This is a genomic window from Thiomonas sp. FB-6, assembly GCF_000377645.1.
Classification (GTDB): domain Bacteria; phylum Pseudomonadota; class Gammaproteobacteria; order Burkholderiales; family Burkholderiaceae_C; genus Thiomonas_A.
In genome coordinates, this window is sequence record NZ_KB898480.1 from 97,977 (window position 1) to 115,484 (window position 17,508).

The following is a 17,508-nucleotide window of genomic DNA, read 5'->3' on the forward strand; positions in this document are numbered from 1 at the left end:
CGCCGCCGGCCGCGGGGGCCGGCGCGCGTGGCGTCCACTCGGGGGCTCAGGACTTTTCCTTCGCCTCGACGTCGATCGCGTCCTTGCGCGCGGCGGCCTCGGGGGCCTGCGCGGCGATCTGCTTGTCGGCCGGCGCCGAGGCCCCGGGGCCCTCGCCTTCGCGCATGCCTTCCTTGAAGCCCTTGACCGCGGAGCCGAGGTCGGAGCCGATGTTCTTCAGCTTCTTCGTGCCGAAGACCATCATCACGATGACCAGGACGATCAGCCAATGCCAGATGCTCAGTGAACCCATGATGAACCTCCTGCGCGCATTCCGGGCGAAAGCGCGTTTGCACGGGCGGCGGCCGCCCAGGATGAAGACAGACTGCTTATTTTAGCTGGCGGCGGCCGATCCGGCCTCGACCCGCGGTGCCGAGACGGTAACAAGCTTGCACCAGCGCAGCATCAACGCGCGCCGGAAGGCTTCGCGGCGGAGCCGCGCGAGGCGAATTCCTGCAGCCCGGAGACGCCCTCGCGCCGGGCCAGTTCAGCCAGCACCTCGCGCGGCGCGATGCCGTGCGCGCCCAGCGCCACCAGCACGTGGAACCACAGGTCGGCCGCCTCGTAGACCATCTGCGCGCGCTCGCCCCCCTTGGCCGCCAGCACGAACTCGGTGGCTTCCTCGCCCACCTTCTTGAGCATCGCGTCCTCGCCCTTGGCGAACAGGCGCGCGACGTAGGACTGCTCGGGATCGGCCTGGCGGCGCGCCAGGATCAGTTCCCCCAGTCGATCCAGCACATCGCCGGTGTCGGCGGCTTGGTTCATCGGTAGATGTCCTCGGGATCCTTCAGCACCGGCGCCACGCTGGTCCAGTCGCCGCCCTGCAATTCGCGGAAAAAGCAGGAATGGCGCCCGGTGTGGCAGGCGATCGGCGGCTCGTGGCCGAGCTGGCGCACGGTGAGCAGCAGCACGTCGCCGTCGCAGTCCAGGCGGATGGACTCGACCTTCTGCACATGGCCGGATTCCTCGCCCTTGTGCCACAGGCGCTTGCGCGAACGCGACCAGAACACGGCCTCGCCGAGTTCACGCGTGCGCGCAAGCGCGTCGCGGTTCATCCACGCCACCATCAGCACGTCGCCGCTGCCGGCTTCCTGCACCACGGCGGTCACCAAGCCTTGCGCATCCCAGCGCACGGCGTCCAGCCAGTCCTTGTCGCTCATGGCCGAAGTGTAGTCAACCCCACCGACCGCCGCCCTAATGCCGAGACCACGCCCGCCGCAGGCGGCTCCGCAGCCCGCCTGAAGGCCTCCCTTGCACGCGAGGCCTCCCAATGCAAGCCGCCGCAGGCGGCTCCGCAGCCCGCCTGAAGGCCTCCCTTGCACGCGAGGCCTCCCAATGCAAGCCGCCGCAGGCGGCTCCGCAGCCCGCCTGAAGGGCTCCCTTGCACGCGAGGCCTCCCAATGCAAGCCGCCGCAGGCGGCTCCGCAGCCCGCCTGAAGGTCTCCCTTGCACGCGAGGCCTCCCAATGCCGAGAACCCTCCTGCCGCAGGGCCGCCCCAAGGCAGGGGGTGTCCCCCTTGGGGGGACGGAGCGGGGGTCGCCCCCCGCGACGGAGGGGGCCGTCAATCCGTCAGCCGCATCGGGATGCCGCGGTCGGCCATGTAGTGCTTGGCCTCGCTCACCGTATGCTGGCCGTAGTGGAAGATGCTGGCGGCCAGCACCGCGTCGGCGTGGCCCAGCTGGATGCCGTCGGCCAGGTCCTGCAGGCCGCCGACCCCGCCCGAGGCGATCACCGGAACCGGCACGGCGTCGGCCACCGCGCGCGTGAGTTCCAGATCGAAGCCGGACTTGGTGCCGTCGCGGTCCATGCTGGTCAGCAGGATCTCCCCGGCGCCGGCCTCGGCCATGTCGCGCGCCCATTGCACGGCGTCCAGCCCGGTGGCGCGGCGGCCTCCGTGGGTGTAGACCTCCCAGCCCGCCTGCTCACCCTCGCGCCGGCGCGCGTCGATGGCCACGACGATGCATTGGGCGCCATAGCGCTGCGAGGCACGCCGGATCAGTTCCGGATCGGCCACCGCGGCGGAGTTGAAACTGACCTTGTCGGCCCCGGCGTTGAGCAGGCGGCGCACGTCCTCGACGCTGCGCACGCCCCCGCCCACCGTCAGGGGAATGAACACCTGCGCGGCCACCGCCTCGATCATGTGCAACAGCAGGTCGCGCCCGTCGCTGGTGGCGGTGATGTCCAGGAAGGTGATCTCGTCGGCGCCCTGCTGGTCGTAGCGCGCGGCGATGTCCACCGGATCGCCGGCGTCGCGCAGGCCGACGAAATTGACCCCCTTGACCACGCGCCCGCCGGTCACGTCCAGGCAGGGGATGATGCGCTTGGACAGCATGGCGGCGCGGCTCACGCCTTCGCGGACGCGGCGTCGGCCTCGCCCACCCGCTGCAGCGCGGCGCGGAAGTCCAGCGCTCCGGTGTAGATGGCGCGCCCGCAGATCACCCCTTCCACGCCGCTGGGCTCGGCCTGCAGCAGGCGGTCGATGTCGGTCATCGAGGCCAGGCCGCCCGAGGCGATGACCGGGATGCTCAGCGCCTCGGCCAGGCGCACCGTGGCGTCGATGTTCAGCCCGGTGAGCATGCCGTCGCGCCCGATGTCGGTGTAGATCACCGCCTCGACCCCGTATTCCTCGAACTTGCGCGCCAGGTCGACCACCTCGTGCCCGGTGAGCTTGCTCCAGCCGTCGGTCGCCACCTTGCCGTCGCGCGCGTCCAGCCCGACGATGATGTGCCCGCCGAAGGCGCTGCAGGCCTCCTTCAGGAACCCCGGGTTCTTCACCGCGGCGGTGCCGATGATGACGTAGCTCAGGCCGTCGTCCAGGTAGCGCTCGATGGTCTCGAGGTCGCGGATGCCGCCGCCGAGCTGCACCGGCACCTCGTCGCCGACCGCGCGCAGGATGGCGCGGATGGCCGGCTCGTTCTCCGGGCGCCCGGCGAAGGCCCCGTTGAGGTCGACCAGGTGCAGCCTGCGCGCGCCCTGCTCCACCCAGTGCATGGCCATCGCCGCCGGGTCGTTGGAGAACACGGTCGCGGCCTGCATCTCGCCTTGTTCGAGGCGGACGCACTGGCCGTTCTTCAAATCGATCGCGGGGATCAGCAGCATGGGCTGGGGAACGAGGGGGAGCGAAGGAAGGGAGAGGACGGGAGCCGCCGCTGCGACTGGGGCCCTCAGGGTTTCCAGGACAGGAAATTGCGGTACAGCCGGAGCCCGGCCGCGGCGCTCTTTTCCGGGTGGAACTGGGTCGCGAAAATGGTACCCCGTGCGATGGCGCTTGCAAATCGAAGGCCATATTCGGTCTGGCCCGCGATGTTGCGCGGGTCAGACGGGTCCGCGTAGAAACTGTGCACGAAATAAAAGGCCGACATGTCGGCGATGCCGTCCCAGAGCGGATGCACGCTGCCGTCGTGCGCCACTTGCGCCACCTGGTTCCAGCCCATGTGCGGCACCTTGTAGCGGCTGCCGTCGGGCTGCAGCGCGCCTTCGAGCTCGAAGCGGCGCACGCTGCCGCCGAACAGGCCCAGGCCCTCGGTAGGACCCTCGTCGCTGCGCTCGAGCAGCATCTGCATGCCCACGCACACGCCGAACAGCGGCTTGCCGGCCGCCACGGCGTCCAGCACCGCCTGCTGCAGGCCGGATTCGCGCAGTTCGCGCATGCAGTCGGGCATCGCGCCCTGCCCCGGCAGCACGATGCGCTCGGCCTGCTCGATCTGGCGGGCCTCGGAGCTGACCACGACCTGCCAGGGCAGGCCCTTGGCCACGTGTTGCACGGCCTGCGACACGGAGCGCAGGTTGCCCATGCCGTAATCGACGATGGCGACGGTTTTCATGGACGAGAATGCTCGCGGCGCGCCGCGGCCGCGGCGCGCGGGGATTTCACAGCGAACCTTTGGTGGACGGGATCTGCTGGGCCAGCCGCGGATCGGGCTCGGCGGCCTGGCGCAAGGCGCGCCCGAAGGCCTTGAACACGGTCTCGCACTGGTGGTGCGCGTTGTCGCCGCGCAGGTTGTCCACGTGCACGGTGATGAAGGCGTGGTTGACCAGGCCCTGGAAGAACTCGTGCGCCAGTTCCACGTCGAAGGCGCCGATGCTCGAACGCGTGAACGGCACCTGCCAGATCAGGCCCGGGCGCCCGGAGAAGTCGACCACCACGCGCGACAGCGCCTCGTCCAGCGGCACGTAGGCATGGCCGAAACGCCGGATCCCCTTCTTGTCGCCCACCGCCCTGGCCAGGGCCTGGCCCACGGTGATGCCCACGTCCTCCACCGTGTGGTGGCCGTCGATGTGCAGGTCGCCGGCGGCGTGCACCTTCAGGTCGATCGCTCCGTGGCGGGCGATCTGGTCGAGCATGTGGTCGAAGAACCCGATGCCGGTCTTCAGCTCGGAACGGCCGGAGCCGTCCAGGTCGAGTTCGACCTCGATGCGGGTCTCGGCGGTCTGACGCAAGATCTGTGCGGTGCGCATGATGCCCCGATTATTCACCAAGCCCGGCACCAGCGGCCTGCACGATGCCCCGCAACGCCTGGACCAAGGCTTCGCATTGCGCCTCGGTGCCGATGCTGATGCGCAGGAACTGCGCGATTCGCTCGGGCCGCCGGAAGTGGCGCACCAGGATGCGCCGCTCGCGCAAGGCGGCGGCCAGCCCGGCCGCGTCGTGTCGGGCATGGCGGGCGAACACGAAGTTGGCCGACGAGGGCAGCACCTCGAAACCCAGCTCGCCCAGCTGCCCCGCGAGCTGCTCGCGGCTGGCGACGATGCGCGAGCGCGTGTGGGCGAACCAGGTGTCGTCCTGCATGGCCGCGACGGCGCCGGCCAGCGCCAGGCGGTCCAGCGGATAGGAGTTGAAGCTGTCCTTCACGCGCACCAGGCCCTCGATCAGTTCGGCCTGGCCCAGCGCGTAGCCCACGCGCAGCCCGGCCAGCGCGCGCGCCTTGGACAGCGTGCGCACGACCAGCAGCTGCGGATGGCGCTCGATCAGCTCGGCCGCGCTCTGCGCGCCGAAATCCACGTAGGCCTCGTCGACCAGCACCGCCGAATCCGGGTTGCCGCGCAGCAGGTGCTCGATGTCCTCCAGCGGCAGCGCGATGCCGGTGGGGGCGTTGGGGTTGGCCAGCACGATGCCGCCGTTGGCCCCCGCGTCCAGCAGATCCTGCACGCGCAGGCGCAGTTGCGCGTCCAGCGGCACGCTGCGCGTCTGGATGCCGTAGAGCTGGGCGTATACCGGGTAGAAGCTGTAGCCGATGTCGGGCATCAGCAGGGGCTTGTCCTGCCGGAACAGCGCCATGAAGGCATGCGCCAGCACCTCGTCGGAACCGTTGCCGACGAACACCTGGTCGGGCTTCAGGCCGTGATGCGCGGCGATGGCCTCGCGCAGCTGCGTGGCCTCCGGGTCCGGATACAGGCGCAGGTCCTCGCCGGCGGCGTCGCGGATGGCCTGCAGCACGCGCAGGGAGGGCGCGTAGGGGCACTCGTTGGTGTTGAGTTTGATCAGCCCCGCGATGCGCGGCTGCTCGCCGGGCACGTAGGGGGTGAGACCGTGCACGGCCTGACTCCAGAAGCGGCTCATCGTTGGGCTGGAAAGGACAATCGGTGGGCGGGTGCCGAGGCTCAGCCCGCTTCGGGGTCGAGATCGTTCAGGCGCATCTCGGCCGCGGTGGCATGGGCCTGCAGGCGCTCGCCGTGCCCCAGCACCGAGGCGATGCGCCCCAGGTGCACCGCGCCGCGCCGGCTGACCTGGATCAGGCTGGTGCGCTTGACGAAGTCGTACACCCCCAGCGCCGACGAGAAGCGCGCGGTGCCCGAGGTGGGCAGCACGTGATTGGGCCCCGCGCAATAGTCGCCCAGCGACTCGGAGGTATAGGCGCCGAGGAACACGGCGCCGGCGTGGCGCAGGCGGTCGGCCAGCACGCGCGGCTCGCGCGTGGCCAGCTCCAGGTGCTCGGGGGCGATGCGGTCGGCCAGCTCGCAGGCCTGCTCCAGGTCGCGCACTCGGATGAAGGCGCCGCGCCCGCGCAGCGAGGCCTCGATGATGGCCCGGCGCGACATGCCCGGCAGCAGGCGCTGCATCGCCCGGCCCACCTGCTCGATGTAGGCCGGGTCGGGACACAGCAGGATGCTCTGCGCCAGCTCGTCGTGCTCGGCCTGGCTGAACAGGTCCATCGCCACCCAGTCGGCCGGCGTGCTGCCGTCGGCGATGACCAGGATTTCCGAGGGACCGGCGATCATGTCGATGCCGCACACGCCGAACACGCGGCGCTTGGCCGCCGCCACGTAGGCATTGCCCGGGCCGGTGATCTTGTCCACCTTCGGAACGCTGGCGGTGCCGAAGGCCAGCGCCCCCACCGCCTGCGCGCCGCCGATGGCGAAGGCCCGGCTCACGCCGGCCACCGCCGCGGCGGCCAGCACCAGCGGGTTGCGCTCGCCGTCGGGCGTGGGCACGACCATGACGATCTCGGGCACGCCCGCCACGTGGGCGGGAATCGCGTTCATCAGCACCGACGACGGATAGGCCGCCTTGCCTCCGGGCACGTAGATGCCCACACGGTCCAGCGGGGTGATCTTCTGGCCCAGCAGGGTACCGTCGGCGTCGTGGTATTCCCAGCTGCCACCCATGTGCTCGCGCTGGCGCTCGTGGTAGGAGCGCACGCGCTCGGCCGCGGCCTGCAGGGCCTCGCGCTGCTCGGCGGGAATGGCCTCGAGCGCGTCCTGCAGCTCGCGCTGGCCGATTTCCAGCGCGGCCATCGACGCGGCCTCGACGCGGTCGAAGCGGCGCGTGTACTCCAGCACCGCGGCGTCGCCGCGCCGGCGCACGTCTTCGAGCATGTCGGCCACGCGCGCGTCGATCGCCGCGTTCTCCTCGGAGATGCGGTCGAACAGCTCGGCGTAGCGGGTCTCGAAATCGGCGGCCGTGGCGTCCAGGCGGCGCAGCTGCGGCGCGGGAGCGGAGGAGGTGGGGTCGGACATGATGCGGCCTCTCGGGGCGGTTCAGGCCGCGGGGGCGGCGGACGCCGCCTGCGCGGCGTCGCGCAGCGCGGCCACCAGCGGCTTGAGCTCGGCCGCCTGGGTCTTGAAGGCGGCCTGGTTGACGATCAGGCGCGCGGAAATGTCCATGATGCGCTCGACCTCGACCAGGCCGTTGGCCTTGAGCGTGCCGCCCGAGGACACGAGGTCGACGATGGCGTCGGCCATGCCGGTCAGCGGCGCCAGCTCCATCGAGCCGTACAGCTTGACCAGGTCCACGTGCACGCCCTTGGCCGCGAAGTGCTCGCGCGCCAGATGCACGTACTTGGTGGCCACGCGGATGCGCGCGCCCTGGCGCACCGCGCCGGCGTAGTCCCAGCCCTGCGGCGTGGCCACGCTGAGCCGGCAGCTCGCGATGCCCAGGTCCACCGGGCGGTACAGGCCGTCGCCGCCATCGGCGGCGTCGGCCTCGAGCAGCACGTCCAGCCCGGCCACGCCCAGGTCGGCGCCGCCGTAGCGCACGTAGGTGGGCACGTCGCTGGCGCGCACCAGCACCACGCGCAGGTCCGCGCGGTTGGTGCCCAGGATGAGCTTGCGGGTGCTTTGCGGGTCCTCCGCGACCGTGATCCCGGCGCGCTCCAGCAGCGGCAGGGTGTCGTCGAAGATGCGTCCCTTGGACAGCGCGAGGGTGAGCATGGCGGGGGCGGGGTGGATGCCGAAGAGGGCGAGGGACAGGGTGAGGGAGAGGCGGCCGGAACTTCTCAGCGCAGGCGCTCGATGCGCGCGCCGAGGGCGGCCAGCTTGTGCTCCATGGCCTCGTAGCCGCGGTCGAGATGGTAGATGCGCTCGATGCAGGTACTGCCCTCGGCCACCAGCGCGGCGATCACCAGCCCGGCGGAGGCGCGCAGGTCGGTGGCCATCACCGTGGCGCCCGACAGGCGCTCGACGCCCTGCACCACGCAGGTGTTGCCTTCGGCCGTGATGCGCGCCCCCAGGCGCACCAGCTCCTGCACGTGCATGAAGCGGTTCTCGAAAATCGTCTCGGTCACGGTGGCGGTGCCCTCGGCCACGCAGTTCAGCGCCATGAACTGCGCCTGCATGTCGGTGGCGAAACCCGGGTATTCGCTGGTGCGCACCGACACCGCGGCCGGCCGCGCGCCGGGCAGCGCGTCGGCGCGCAGGCGCACCCAGTCGGCGCCGCATTCCAGCCGCGCGCCCGAGGCGCGCAGCTTGTCGAGCAGCGCGTCCAGGTGCTGCGGCACGCAGTCGCGCACCGTCACGTCGCCACGCGTGGCGGCCGCCGCGCACAGGAAGGTGCCGACCTCGATGCGGTCGGCCACGATGCGGTGGCGCGCGCCGCCCAGTTCCGGCACGCCGCGGATGCGCAGGCGCGAACTGCCCTCGCCTTCGATGTCGGCGCCCATGGCGCGCAGCATGAGGGCCAGGTCGACGACCTCGGGCTCCTGCGCGGCGTTCTCGATCACCGTCTCGCCGTCGGCCAGGCAGGCGGCCATCATCAGGTTCTCGGTACCGGTGACCGTGACCATGTCGGTGGTGATGCGCGCGCCGCGCAGGCGCCCGCCGGGCACGCTGGCGACGATGTAGCCATGCTCCACCTCGACCTGCGCGCCCAGCTGCTGCAGCCCTCGGATGTGCTGGTCCACCGGGCGCGCGCCGATCGCGCAGCCGCCGGGCAGGCTGACCCTGGCGTGCCCGAAGCGCGCCAGCAGCGGCCCCAGCACCAGCACCGAGGCGCGCATGGTCTTCACCCGCTCGTAGGGGGCCTCGCAGGCCTGGATGCGGTCGGCCTGCAGGTTCAGGCTGGCGCCGTCGCGCTCGACCTGCGCGCCCATCGAGCGCAGCAGTTCGCCCAGGGTGTGTACGTCCATCAAGGCCGGCGCACGCTCCAGGCGCACCGGCCGGGAGCTCAGCAGGCTGGCCGCCATCAGGGGCAGCGCGGCGTTCTTCGCGCCGCTGGCAGCGACCTCCCCGTGCAGGGGCTGGCCGCCGTCAATGCGCAATTTATCCATCGTGGCGCTCGATCGTGGAGGGGATGCCCGGCGGCTCAGGTGCCGCGCCGCGCACGCGAAGCCGCGCGCAAGGCCCTGGCGGGCCCGGCAAAGCCTGGAATTCTAGCGGCGCGGCCGCCATCCGGCTGGCCGCCGGGCCGCGCCCGGGGGCTTCACCCGGGCAGGGCTTCGCCCGGCGCCAGCGTGCGCATGGACAGCGCGTGCACGCGCTCGCGCATGCCGTCGCCCAGCGCGGCGTAGACCAGGCGGTGGCGGGCCAGACGCCCGAGCCCGCTGAAGCGCGGACTGACGATGGTGGCGAAAAAGTGCTGGCCGTCGCCCTGCACTTCCAGCTGGGTGCATTCCAGGCCGGCGGCGATCAGCTCGCGCAATTCTTCGGGAGTGGGCAGGGACATGGCGATGGCAGTGCCTCGGGTTGTCAGTTGCGCAGCTTGTAGCCGCGCCGGATCCAGTTCCAGGCCAGCCCGGCGCAGACCAGGTTGCCCAGCAGCGCGGCGCCCAGGCAGGTCCACGGCGATACGTCGGACACGCCGAAAAAGCCGTAGCGCATGCCGTCGACCAGGTAGAAGAAGGGATTGAGCCGCGACACCGCCACCCAGAAGGGCGGCAGCGTGGTGACCGAGTAGAACACGCCCGACAGGAAGGTCGCCGGCACGATGATGAAATTCTGGAAGGCCGCCATCTGGTCGAACTTCTCGGCCCAGATGCCCGCCACCACGCCCAGCGAACCCAGCATGGAGGCGCCCAGCACCATGAACAGCAGCGACCACAGCGGATCGTGCCACTGCAGGGGTACGAACCAGGCGGTGGCCAGCAGCAGGCCGCAGCCCACGAACAGCCCGCGTACCACCGAGGCGCCCACGTAGCCCAGGAACAGCTGCCAGGGCTCCAGCGGCGACAGCAGCACGAACACCAGGTTGCCGGTGATCTTGGACTGGATCAGCGACGAGGAACTGTTGGCGAAGGCGTTCTGCAACACGCTCATCATCGCCAGCCCCGGGATCAGGAAGCTGGTGTAGGGCACGCTGCCGTAGACCACCAGGTGCCCGGCGATGGCATGGGAGAAGATCACCAGGTAGAGCAGGCTGGAGATGACCGGGGCGGCCACCGTCTGCAGCCACACCTTCCAGAACCGCAGCACCTCCTTGCCGAACAGCGTGCGCAGTGCGTTCATGGCCGCACCCCCGGCCCGGCCATGATCTGCAGGAAGGCGTCCTCCAGGTCGGCGCGGCGCACCTCGATCTCCTCGATCTCGCAGCCCGCCGCGCGCAGTTCGCCCAGCGTGCGCTCCACCTCGGCGGCGTCGCGCACGGTCCACGCCATGCGGGCCCCCATCGCGCGCGCGCGCTGCGCCAGCGCCGACGGCATGGGCTGCCCGCTGACCCGCAGCAGCAGTTGCGTGGAGGCGAAGCGCGCCAGCAGCGCGTGCGTGGCGTCCAGCGCCACCAGGCGGCCGAGCTTGAGCATGCCGATGCGGCTGCACAGGGACTCGGCCTCCTCCAGGTAGTGGGTGGTCAGCAGCACCGTGTGGCCCTGACGGTTGAGGTCGGTGATGAATTGCCACAGGCTCTGGCGCAACTCCACGTCGACCCCCGCGGTGGGCTCGTCCAGCACGATCACCGGCGGTTTGTGCACCAGCGCCTGCGCCACCATGACGCGGCGTTTCATGCCCCCCGACAGCGCGCGCATGTTCTGCTCGGCCTGCTGCGCCAGCCCCAGGCGCTGCAGCAGCTCGTCGATCCACGCGTCGTTGTGCCGCAGGCCGAAATAGCCCGACTGCAGGCGCAGCGCCTCGCGCACCGTGAAAAAGGGATCGAACACGAGTTCCTGGGGCACCACGCCGAGCAGGCGGCGCGTGACGTAGGACTCGCGCGCCACGTCGTGCCCCAGCACCTGCACGCTGCCGGCGCTCGGACGCGCAAGCCCGGACAGCATGCTGATCAGCGTGGTCTTGCCGGCGCCGTTGGCGCCGAGCAGCGCGAAGAATTCGCCTTGCGCGATGTCCAGGCTCACGCCGTCGACCACGTTGCGCGCGCCGTAACGCTTGACCACCCCCTGCAGGCGCACCGCGGGGACGGCTCCATCCATGGGCTTCATCGCTGCGGCGGATCCCCGGCCGGCCCTGCGGCTTGCGCGTCGCCGCCGTCGTCGAGCACGAAGCCCACGCCGTAGGCCTGGGCGAGGGTGCGCAGGCGCTCGGGCACGCGCGACAGCTCGATGCCGCCGGCGCCGGCGCGGCGGCGCAGTTCCATCAGCAGCGCCAGGCAGGAGGAGTCGAAGCGCTGCAGGTCTCCGGCGTCGATGCGCCAGGGCGCCGGGCGCGGCTGCAGCGCCCGCAGCGCCTCGCGCAAGAGCGCCGGCGCCTGCTGCACCGTCAGCTCCTCGGCGAGGGCAAAATCGGCCGGGCTCATGGCTCCTGGCCGCCCTTGGCCAGTTCCTCGTTGCGCTGCTTGAGCACGCCGATCAGGCCGTCGATTCCCTTGCTGTTGATTTCCTGCGCGAACACGCCGCGGTAGTTGTCGACCAGCCACACGCCCATCACGTTCACGTCGGAGATCTTCCAGTCCTCGCCCTGCTTGAGCAGGCGGTAGTCGAGCTGGATCTGCTCGCCGTTGTCCAGCACCCGGGTGCGCACGACCACGCTGGTGGCGTGCGGCGCCGCGCGCAGCGGCAGGTATTGCACCTTCTGGTTCTTGATGCGCCCGACGGCGCCCGAATAGGTATGGATCAGCAGTTGTTTGAACTGTTCCTGAAGCTGGTCACGCTGCTGGGGCGTGGCGCGGCGCCAGGCCGGGCCCACGGCCGAGGCGGTCATGCGATGAAAGTCCAGGTAAGGCAGCACCTTGGTCTGCACCAGCTGCTCGATCTTGGCCTGGTCGCCGGCCTTCAGGGTCGGGTCCGAACGCACGGAACCCATCACCGAGTCGGTCAGGCTGCGCACCACCTGCACCGGCGGCGCGACCTCGTCGGCGTGGGCAACGCCGCCCGCCACGAACGCCAGCACGGCCGGCAGGAACAACGCTCGAATCTTGGCAAACATGATCTGCTCCCTTGGGATCTGCGGCGCCGGGCGCCGCGGTGTCTTGGGTTTCCAGGGCCTCGGAAGGCGCTTCAGTTCCCCGGCGCCTGGCTGCCGGCTTGGCTGCCGGCCTGGCTGGCCGCCTGCGCCGGCGCGCCGTCTCCGGGCAGGGTGTCGGCCTCGGCCCCGGCCCCACCCTCGCCGCTGTCGTCGGCCGGTCCGGTGGCCAGCACGCCGGTGTCGCGCGTGGCGCGCACGCGCGAGCGGCGCTGCTGCAGGTAGGCGTCGCGGGTGAACACGTAGGGGTCGAGCGCGATCTGGTCCAGCAACGCGGTGGTGCTGAGCAGATTCGCCCGGGTGTTGATGAAGTCCAGCGCGACTTCGCCATTGCGCACGTCGGACTGGCCGGTGGTGGAGTTCATCGGCGAGTACACGATGCCGGTCACGGTGCCTGCCGCGTCACGGATGTCCGAGGGCCCGAGCAGGGGCATCACGAAATAGGGGCCGGAACCCACGCCCCAGCGCGCCAGGGTCAGGCCGAAATCGTTCGGATGACGGTACAGGCCCATGGGGGAGGCCACGTCGAGCAGGCCGAACAGGCCGAACACGGTGTTGACCCCCACGCGCATGATGCCGTTGAAGCCCAGCACCACGTGGCCCTGCAGGAAATCGTTGCCGGTGGACCACACGTCGTCGAGGTTGCCGAAGAAGTTGGTCACCCCGCGGCGCATCAGCTGGGGCGTGACGTTGCGGTAGCCGGTGGCGACCGGCTTGAGCACGACCTTGTCGACCTTGCGGTTGAAGCCGAACATCGCGCGGTTGTAGGGCTCCAGCGGATCCTGCGGATCGTGCGTGGCGCAACCCCCGAGCAGCAGCAGGCCCGCCAGAGGCGCGGCCAGCCAGGCCACCGGCGCGCGGCGCCGGCGGATGCTGCGGGAATCGGAACGATGGGTCAACGAAAGCTCCTGTATTCGCTGCGCGGGGCCCGCGGCATCACTTGCCACCGCCCGCGGCCTTGTCGTAAAGGAATCGCCCGATCAGATTCTCCAGCACCAGGGCCGATTGGGTGTTTTGAATCACTTCGCCATTGCGAAGATTCTTGTCCGAGGATCCCGGGTCCAGCCCGACATACTGGTCGCCCAGCAACCCGGAGGTGAGAATCTTCGCCGAGGTGTCGGCGGGAAAGGCGTAGCGCTTGTCCAGCGCCAGGGTCACGTCGGCCTGGAAACTCTGGTTGTCGAAGCCGATCGAGGCCACGCGGCCCACGACCACGCCCGCGCTTTTCACCGGAGCATCCGCCTTCAGGCCGCCGATGTCGTCGAAGCGCGCGACCACGTCGTAGGTGGGGGAGAAATTCAGGCTCAGCAGGTTGCCGGCCTTCAGGGCCAGGAACAGCAGCCCCGCGGCGCCGATCAGCACGAACAATCCGACCCAGACGTCGGTGGAACGTTTTTCCATGATTCGATTCCTTCAGCGCGAGTCGTTCAGGTACTGAACATCAGCGCGGTCAGCATGAAATCCAGGCCCAGCACCGCCAGGGAGGCCACCACCACGGTGCGCGTGGTCGCCCGCGAGACGCCCTCCGGCGTCGGCTGGGCGCGCCAGCCCTGGTACAGCGCGACGAAGGTGACGGCCACGCCGAACACCAGGCTCTTGATCACGCCGTTGCCCACGTCCTTGAACACGTCGACCCCGGCCTGCATCTGGCCCCAGAACTGGCCCGGGTCGACGCCGATGAGCAGCACGCCCACCACGTAGCCGCCCAGGATGCCCACCGCGCTGAACACAGCCGCGAGCAGCGGCATGGCGATGATGCCGGCGGCGTAGCGCGGCGCAAGCACCCGCGCCAGCGGATCCACGGCCATCATTTCCATCGCGGCGATCTGCTCGCCGGCCCGCATCAGGCCGATCTCGGCGGTCAGCGAGGTCCCGGCACGCCCGGCGAACAGCAGCGCGGTGACCACCGGCCCGAGTTCGCGCACCAGCGACAGGGCGACCACGATGCCCAGGGAACTCGACGCGCCGTAGCGCGACAGCGTGTAGTAGCCCTGCAGCCCGAGCACGAAACCGACGAACAGGCCCGAGACGGCGATGATCAGCAGCGAATCGTTGCCCAGGAAATACACCTGCTGCGTGACCAGGCGCAGGCGCCGCAGCGCCGCCGGCATCAGCACCGCCAGGCGCAGGAACAGGCGCAGCCCCCAGCCCAGGTCGGCCAGCAGCTGCCGCGTGCGCGCGCCCAGGCCCGCCAGGCGGTCCAGCACGAAGTTCATCGCGTGCCCCCCGCCGCCGCGCCGAGGAAGTCTTCGCGCAGGCCGGGCGCCGGATAGTGAAAGCGCACGGGCCCGTCGGGTTCGCCCCGCACGAACTGGTGCACCAGCGGATCGCTGCTGGCGCGCAGCTCCTGCGGCGTGCCCTGCGCCAGCAGGCGCCCGTTGCCCAGGATGAACACGCGGTCGGCGATGGCGAAGGTCTCGTCCACGTCGTGGGAGACGATGATGCTGGTCAGGCCCAGCGCGTCGTTCAGGGTGCGGATCAGGCGCGCCGAGATGCCCAGGGAGATCGGGTCCAGGCCGGCGAAGGGCTCGTCGTACATGACCAGCGCCGGGTCCAGCGCCAGCGCGCGCGCCATGGCCACGCGCCGCGCCATGCCCCCGGACAGCTGCGAGGGGAACAGGTCGCGCGCACCGCGCAGTCCGACCGCGTGCAGTTTCATGAGCACGAGATCGCGGATCATGGACTCGGGCAGGCGGGTGTGCTCGCGCAGCGCGAAGGCCACGTTGTCGAACACCGTCTGGTCGGTGAACAAGGCGCCCATCTGGAACAGCATGCCCATGCGGCGCCGGGCCGCATACAGGCGCGCGTGGCTCATCGACGCCACCGCTTCGCCGTCGAAACGCACGACTCCCGCGCTGGGACGCAGCTGGCCGCCGATCAGGCGCAGCATGGTGGTCTTGCCGCCGCCGGAAGCGCCCATCACCGCCACGACCTCGCCGCGCGTCACGCGCAGGTCGATGCCGCCCAGCACGGGGCGCTCATCGTAGGCAAAGTCGACTCGGTCGAATTCGACCAGCGGAGGTTTGTCGGATCCTGGCATGCAAGAGAGCCGGAGCCACTCCGGCCTGGGCGGCCGGAACAGGCAGCCGGCGTAGGGGCTGCGCCTGCGCGCGGCGGACCGGTTGGCCCGGCGCGCGCGGCAGGAATCCCTCATTCTAGAGGGGCCGCGCGCGGCGTGCCGGGCCTGCCACGTGGCCCCGGCATCAGCCGGGCATCAGCGCGCCGGGCAGGGCCCGGCCCTGGGGGCCGTTCTCAAGGAATCGCAGGGCCGCCCCAAGATTCCTTGACCCCCACGGGGGATGAGGTGGGACCAGCAACTGTGCCTGCGCACAGTTGCGCGCCCGCCGAATCCGAGCCGCCTGCAGGCGGCGAGGTGGAACGGGCCGGGCTGGGCCCGGCCCTGGGGGCCGTTCTCAAGGAATCGCAGGGCCGCCCCAAGATTCCTTGACCCCCACGGGGGGCGGGCCGGGCTGGGCCCGGCCCTGGGGGCCGTTCAATACCTGCCGTCCAGCGCGGGCCCGCCTTCGAGTTCGGCGACCAGGCTCTGCTCGACGCTCGGCTCCGTCTCCCCCCGCCCGGCGAACACGCGCAGGGACTGCGGCGCGACGAGTTCGATGCCGCCGTAGCGCAGGCGCAACTGGCCCAGCGAGGACAGGCGCTGTAGCGCCTGGTTCACGCGCTGGCGCGAGAGGTGGCAGATCTCCGCCAGCTCCTCCTGCGTGATGCGCAGCAGCTGCCCGACCGCCGGGTGCAGCAAGGGGTCGAACAACATCAGCAGGGCCTGGGCCACGCGCTCGTCGGCGCTGCCGGGCCGCCCGGCGCGCAGCTGCTCGCGGCACAGGCGCATGCGCTGTTCCAGGCGCGCCAGCAGCATGTGGTTGAAGCCCAGGCTGCGCTCGCGCAGCCAGAAATAGGTGTCGGCGGGAAGGAAACCCAGGTGGCTCCTGCGCAGGGCTACCAGATCCGCCGGCCAGGGCTGTGCGCCGACGAGGCCGTCCTCGCCGATCCAGCCCCCCGGCGCGACCGCGTTGGAGCCGCTGGGGCGCTCGCCGTTGCCGCGCAGCAGCAACAGTCCGCTGAACACGCCGACCCATTGATGGGTGGGCTCCGCCCGCCGGCGCACCACGCTGCCCGCGTCGAAGGACTGGATCTGCAGATCGCGCTGGAGGCGCTGCAGGGAGGTGTCGTCCAGCCCCGACATCCAAGGGCAACACCTAGGCAAATTCAGAACGTCTTTGGCTTTCATGGGGCTTCTTGCACAATTCTTCGAGGAATATGCGACAAGAAGGGGCAGGAGCAGTGTTACGAGTTGCAAGGAATCCTATCAGAACTTTCCAAAAGACCTCTCGATCCGACAATCCGGACGATCGTTGAGCGGATCAATCATTTGCCGCAGAGACCGGCGCCCCGCGCCGGTGCATGCGTAACGCCCTGCGACACGCGTGGCGTCCATCCCACAAAATGCAAAACGGCGCCGCCCCTCATCGGGGCAGGCGCCGCATCGCAAGACAGGGGCCGGGCCGTTGCGGGCCGGCCGGCGTCGGCTCAGACGATCAGGAAGTCTTCCTTGCGCTTGCCGGTGTTGACTTCGGCCTGCAGCCACTTGGGCATCTTGCCCCGGCCGGTCCAGGTCTCGCCGGTACGCGGATGGCGGTATTTCGCGGCCACCGTCATTCCCTTGCTGCGCGAACCGCGGCCGCTGGAGCCCAGGTCGCTCACGCTGATGCCGTACTCCTGCATTTTGGCGCGAATATCGGCCACGACGTTGGCGATTTCCGCCTTGCGCTGCGACTCGGCCTGCTGCTTCAGGACTTCGATTTGCGACAACAATTCTTTATACGAGGACATTGGAACCTCCAGGGAATGCATGCTGCGGCGCTGACGGCCGCTTCGGCATGCGGGCGTACGAAACTCGAATAATGGGCATGGTAACCCAACGCCGCCCGAAAATAAAAGGCCGCCTCGCAGGCGGCCTTTCAAGGTCATTCTGGCTGCTCCGGTATGCGCCGGTGCGCCAGCCCAGGCTGTCCCGTTATTCGATGGCCTTGGCGATGTCCTCGATGACCTTCTTGGCATCCCCGAACACCATCATGGTTTTGTCCAGGTAGAACAAATCATTATCCAGCCCGGCATAGCCGGTGGCCATGGAGCGTTTGTTCACGATGACCGTCTTGGCCTTGAAGGCGTCCAGGATGGGCATGCCGGCGATGGGGGATTTGGGGTCAGTGCGCGCGGCCGGATTCACCACGTCGTTGGCCCCCAGCACCACGGCCACGTCGGCCTGCGCGAACTCGGGGTTGATGTCCTCCATCTCGAACACCTGGTCGTAGGGCACCTCGGCCTCGGCCAGCAGCACGTTCATATGCCCCGGCATGCGCCCGGCCACCGGGTGGATGGCGTATTTCACG

23 protein-coding genes are annotated in these 17,508 nt (G+C 70.2%); all 23 read right to left on the reverse strand.

The window, feature by feature from the left end; translation table 11 throughout:
- Positions 1 to 46 precede the first annotated feature (46 nt).
- Positions 47 to 292 carry a Sec-independent protein translocase subunit TatA gene (tatA, locus tag D466_RS0110265; RefSeq protein WP_018913632.1) on the reverse strand — a complete coding sequence of 82 codons (246 nt, stop codon included), beginning with the start codon at positions 290 to 292 and terminating at the stop codon, positions 47 to 49.
- Positions 293 to 444: 152 nt separating this feature from the next.
- Positions 445 to 804 (reverse strand): phosphoribosyl-ATP diphosphatase, encoded by a 360-nt coding sequence (locus D466_RS0110270; protein ID WP_018913633.1) that lies wholly within the window; start codon positions 802 to 804, stop codon positions 445 to 447.
- Positions 801 to 1,199: a phosphoribosyl-AMP cyclohydrolase gene (gene hisI / locus D466_RS0110275; RefSeq protein WP_018913634.1), complete on the reverse strand. Its 399-nt coding sequence runs from the start codon at positions 1,197 to 1,199 to the stop codon at positions 801 to 803. The genes D466_RS0110270 and hisI overlap by 4 nt, the downstream gene beginning before the upstream one ends.
- A 402-nt stretch (positions 1,200 to 1,601) precedes the next feature.
- A complete protein-coding gene (gene hisF / locus D466_RS0110280; protein ID WP_026285128.1) occupies positions 1,602 to 2,372 on the reverse strand; it encodes an imidazole glycerol phosphate synthase subunit HisF in 771 nt (256 codons plus the stop codon).
- Between the two features lie 11 nt (positions 2,373 to 2,383).
- Positions 2,384 to 3,139 carry a 1-(5-phosphoribosyl)-5-[(5-phosphoribosylamino)methylideneamino]imidazole-4-carboxamide isomerase gene (gene hisA / locus D466_RS0110285; protein WP_018913636.1) on the reverse strand — a complete coding sequence of 252 codons (756 nt, stop codon included), beginning with the start codon at positions 3,137 to 3,139 and terminating at the stop codon, positions 2,384 to 2,386.
- A gap of 65 nt (positions 3,140 to 3,204) precedes the next feature.
- Positions 3,205 to 3,864, reverse strand: a complete 660-nt coding sequence (gene hisH / locus D466_RS0110290) for an imidazole glycerol phosphate synthase subunit HisH (protein ID WP_018913637.1) — start codon at positions 3,862 to 3,864, stop codon at positions 3,205 to 3,207.
- A 46-nt stretch (positions 3,865 to 3,910) separates the two neighbouring features.
- Positions 3,911 to 4,498, reverse strand: a complete 588-nt coding sequence (gene hisB, locus D466_RS0110295) for an imidazoleglycerol-phosphate dehydratase HisB (RefSeq protein ID WP_018913638.1) — start codon at positions 4,496 to 4,498, stop codon at positions 3,911 to 3,913.
- Between the two features lie 10 nt (positions 4,499 to 4,508).
- Positions 4,509 to 5,600 carry a histidinol-phosphate transaminase gene (gene hisC, locus D466_RS0110300; RefSeq protein ID WP_018913639.1) on the reverse strand — a complete coding sequence of 364 codons (1,092 nt, stop codon included), beginning with the start codon at positions 5,598 to 5,600 and terminating at the stop codon, positions 4,509 to 4,511.
- Between the two features lie 41 nt (positions 5,601 to 5,641).
- Positions 5,642 to 6,997: a histidinol dehydrogenase gene (hisD, locus tag D466_RS0110305; protein ID WP_018913640.1), complete on the reverse strand. Its 1,356-nt coding sequence runs from the start codon at positions 6,995 to 6,997 to the stop codon at positions 5,642 to 5,644.
- 21 nt (positions 6,998 to 7,018) lie between these two features.
- Entirely contained in the window at positions 7,019 to 7,690 is a 672-nt protein-coding gene (gene hisG / locus D466_RS0110310) for an ATP phosphoribosyltransferase (RefSeq protein WP_018913641.1), read from the reverse strand.
- 65 nt (positions 7,691 to 7,755) lie between these two features.
- Complete coding sequence (gene murA, locus D466_RS0110315) at positions 7,756 to 9,024, reverse strand: UDP-N-acetylglucosamine 1-carboxyvinyltransferase (protein ID WP_018913642.1); 1,269 nt, start codon at positions 9,022 to 9,024, stop codon at positions 7,756 to 7,758.
- Positions 9,025 to 9,176: 152 nt separating this feature from the next.
- Positions 9,177 to 9,419: a BolA family protein gene (locus tag D466_RS0110320; RefSeq protein ID WP_018913643.1), complete on the reverse strand. Its 243-nt coding sequence runs from the start codon at positions 9,417 to 9,419 to the stop codon at positions 9,177 to 9,179.
- A 23-nt stretch (positions 9,420 to 9,442) separates the two neighbouring features.
- On the reverse strand, positions 9,443 to 10,198 hold the full coding sequence (locus D466_RS0110325) for an ABC transporter permease (protein ID WP_018913644.1): 756 nt from the start codon (positions 10,196 to 10,198) through the stop codon (positions 9,443 to 9,445).
- Positions 10,195 to 11,112, reverse strand: coding sequence for an ABC transporter ATP-binding protein (locus D466_RS0110330; protein ID WP_018913645.1), 918 nt, complete (start codon positions 11,110 to 11,112; stop codon positions 10,195 to 10,197). Before D466_RS0110330 ends, D466_RS0110325 begins: the two co-directional genes overlap by 4 nt.
- A 5-nt stretch (positions 11,113 to 11,117) precedes the next feature.
- Positions 11,118 to 11,435 carry a lipid asymmetry maintenance protein MlaB gene (locus D466_RS0110335; protein WP_018913646.1) on the reverse strand — a complete coding sequence of 106 codons (318 nt, stop codon included), beginning with the start codon at positions 11,433 to 11,435 and terminating at the stop codon, positions 11,118 to 11,120.
- On the reverse strand, positions 11,432 to 12,064 hold the full coding sequence (locus tag D466_RS0110340; protein ID WP_018913647.1) for a phospholipid-binding protein MlaC: 633 nt from the start codon (positions 12,062 to 12,064) through the stop codon (positions 11,432 to 11,434). Before D466_RS0110340 ends, D466_RS0110335 begins: the two co-directional genes overlap by 4 nt.
- A gap of 71 nt (positions 12,065 to 12,135) precedes the next feature.
- Positions 12,136 to 12,999 (reverse strand): VacJ family lipoprotein, encoded by an 864-nt coding sequence (locus D466_RS21365; protein ID WP_018913648.1) that lies wholly within the window; start codon positions 12,997 to 12,999, stop codon positions 12,136 to 12,138.
- Positions 13,000 to 13,036: 37 nt separating this feature from the next.
- A complete protein-coding gene (mlaD, locus tag D466_RS0110350; protein ID WP_018913649.1) occupies positions 13,037 to 13,501 on the reverse strand; it encodes an outer membrane lipid asymmetry maintenance protein MlaD in 465 nt (154 codons plus the stop codon).
- A 26-nt stretch (positions 13,502 to 13,527) separates the two neighbouring features.
- Entirely contained in the window at positions 13,528 to 14,316 is a 789-nt protein-coding gene (mlaE, locus tag D466_RS0110355; RefSeq protein WP_018913650.1) for a lipid asymmetry maintenance ABC transporter permease subunit MlaE, read from the reverse strand.
- Positions 14,313 to 15,140: an ABC transporter ATP-binding protein gene (locus D466_RS0110360; RefSeq protein WP_018913651.1), complete on the reverse strand. Its 828-nt coding sequence runs from the start codon at positions 15,138 to 15,140 to the stop codon at positions 14,313 to 14,315. Before D466_RS0110360 ends, mlaE begins: the two co-directional genes overlap by 4 nt.
- A gap of 453 nt (positions 15,141 to 15,593) precedes the next feature.
- A complete protein-coding gene (locus D466_RS21370) occupies positions 15,594 to 16,301 on the reverse strand; it encodes a Crp/Fnr family transcriptional regulator (RefSeq protein ID WP_018913652.1) in 708 nt (235 codons plus the stop codon).
- A 344-nt stretch (positions 16,302 to 16,645) separates the two neighbouring features.
- A complete protein-coding gene (locus tag D466_RS0110370; RefSeq protein ID WP_026285130.1) occupies positions 16,646 to 16,948 on the reverse strand; it encodes an H-NS family nucleoid-associated regulatory protein in 303 nt (100 codons plus the stop codon).
- Between the two features lie 184 nt (positions 16,949 to 17,132).
- Positions 17,133 to 17,508 (reverse strand): NAD(P)(+) transhydrogenase (Re/Si-specific) subunit beta (locus D466_RS0110375; protein ID WP_026285131.1); only part of this gene is annotated, 376 nt, incomplete at its 5' end.

Excerpts from the sequence above, each read along its gene's own strand:
- mlaD (WP_018913649.1), bottom strand. The coding sequence starts at position 13,501 with ATGGAAAAACGTTCCACCGACGTCTGGGTCGGATTGTTCGTGCTGATC.
- D466_RS0110370 (WP_026285130.1), bottom strand. The coding sequence starts at position 16,948 with ATGTCCTCGTATAAAGAATTGTTGTCGCAAATCGAAGTCCTGAAGCAG.
- D466_RS0110325 (WP_018913644.1), bottom strand. The coding sequence starts at position 10,198 with ATGAACGCACTGCGCACGCTGTTCGGCAAGGAGGTGCTGCGGTTCTGG.
- hisD (WP_018913640.1), bottom strand. The coding sequence starts at position 6,997 with ATGTCCGACCCCACCTCCTCCGCTCCCGCGCCGCAGCTGCGCCGCCTG.
- murA (WP_018913642.1), bottom strand. The coding sequence starts at position 9,024 with ATGGATAAATTGCGCATTGACGGCGGCCAGCCCCTGCACGGGGAGGTC.
- hisH (WP_018913637.1), bottom strand. The coding sequence starts at position 3,864 with ATGAAAACCGTCGCCATCGTCGATTACGGCATGGGCAACCTGCGCTCC.
- D466_RS0110335 (WP_018913646.1), bottom strand. The coding sequence starts at position 11,435 with ATGAGCCCGGCCGATTTTGCCCTCGCCGAGGAGCTGACGGTGCAGCAG.
- hisC (WP_018913639.1), bottom strand. The coding sequence starts at position 5,600 with ATGAGCCGCTTCTGGAGTCAGGCCGTGCACGGTCTCACCCCCTACGTG.
- D466_RS0110330 (WP_018913645.1), bottom strand. The coding sequence starts at position 11,112 with ATGGATGGAGCCGTCCCCGCGGTGCGCCTGCAGGGGGTGGTCAAGCGT.
- hisF (WP_026285128.1), bottom strand. The coding sequence starts at position 2,372 with ATGCTGTCCAAGCGCATCATCCCCTGCCTGGACGTGACCGGCGGGCGC.
- D466_RS0110270 (WP_018913633.1), bottom strand. The coding sequence starts at position 804 with ATGAACCAAGCCGCCGACACCGGCGATGTGCTGGATCGACTGGGGGAA.
- hisG (WP_018913641.1), bottom strand. The coding sequence starts at position 7,690 with ATGCTCACCCTCGCGCTGTCCAAGGGACGCATCTTCGACGACACCCTG.
- hisI (WP_018913634.1), bottom strand. The coding sequence starts at position 1,199 with ATGAGCGACAAGGACTGGCTGGACGCCGTGCGCTGGGATGCGCAAGGC.
- tatA (WP_018913632.1), bottom strand. The coding sequence starts at position 292 with ATGGGTTCACTGAGCATCTGGCATTGGCTGATCGTCCTGGTCATCGTG.
- D466_RS21370 (WP_018913652.1), bottom strand. The coding sequence starts at position 16,301 with ATGTCGGGGCTGGACGACACCTCCCTGCAGCGCCTCCAGCGCGATCTG.
- D466_RS0110340 (WP_018913647.1), bottom strand. The coding sequence starts at position 12,064 with ATGTTTGCCAAGATTCGAGCGTTGTTCCTGCCGGCCGTGCTGGCGTTC.
- hisA (WP_018913636.1), bottom strand. The coding sequence starts at position 3,139 with ATGCTGCTGATCCCCGCGATCGATTTGAAGAACGGCCAGTGCGTCCGC.
- hisB (WP_018913638.1), bottom strand. The coding sequence starts at position 4,498 with ATGCGCACCGCACAGATCTTGCGTCAGACCGCCGAGACCCGCATCGAG.
- D466_RS0110360 (WP_018913651.1), bottom strand. The coding sequence starts at position 15,140 with ATGCCAGGATCCGACAAACCTCCGCTGGTCGAATTCGACCGAGTCGAC.
- D466_RS0110320 (WP_018913643.1), bottom strand. The coding sequence starts at position 9,419 with ATGTCCCTGCCCACTCCCGAAGAATTGCGCGAGCTGATCGCCGCCGGC.
- mlaE (WP_018913650.1), bottom strand. The coding sequence starts at position 14,316 with ATGAACTTCGTGCTGGACCGCCTGGCGGGCCTGGGCGCGCGCACGCGG.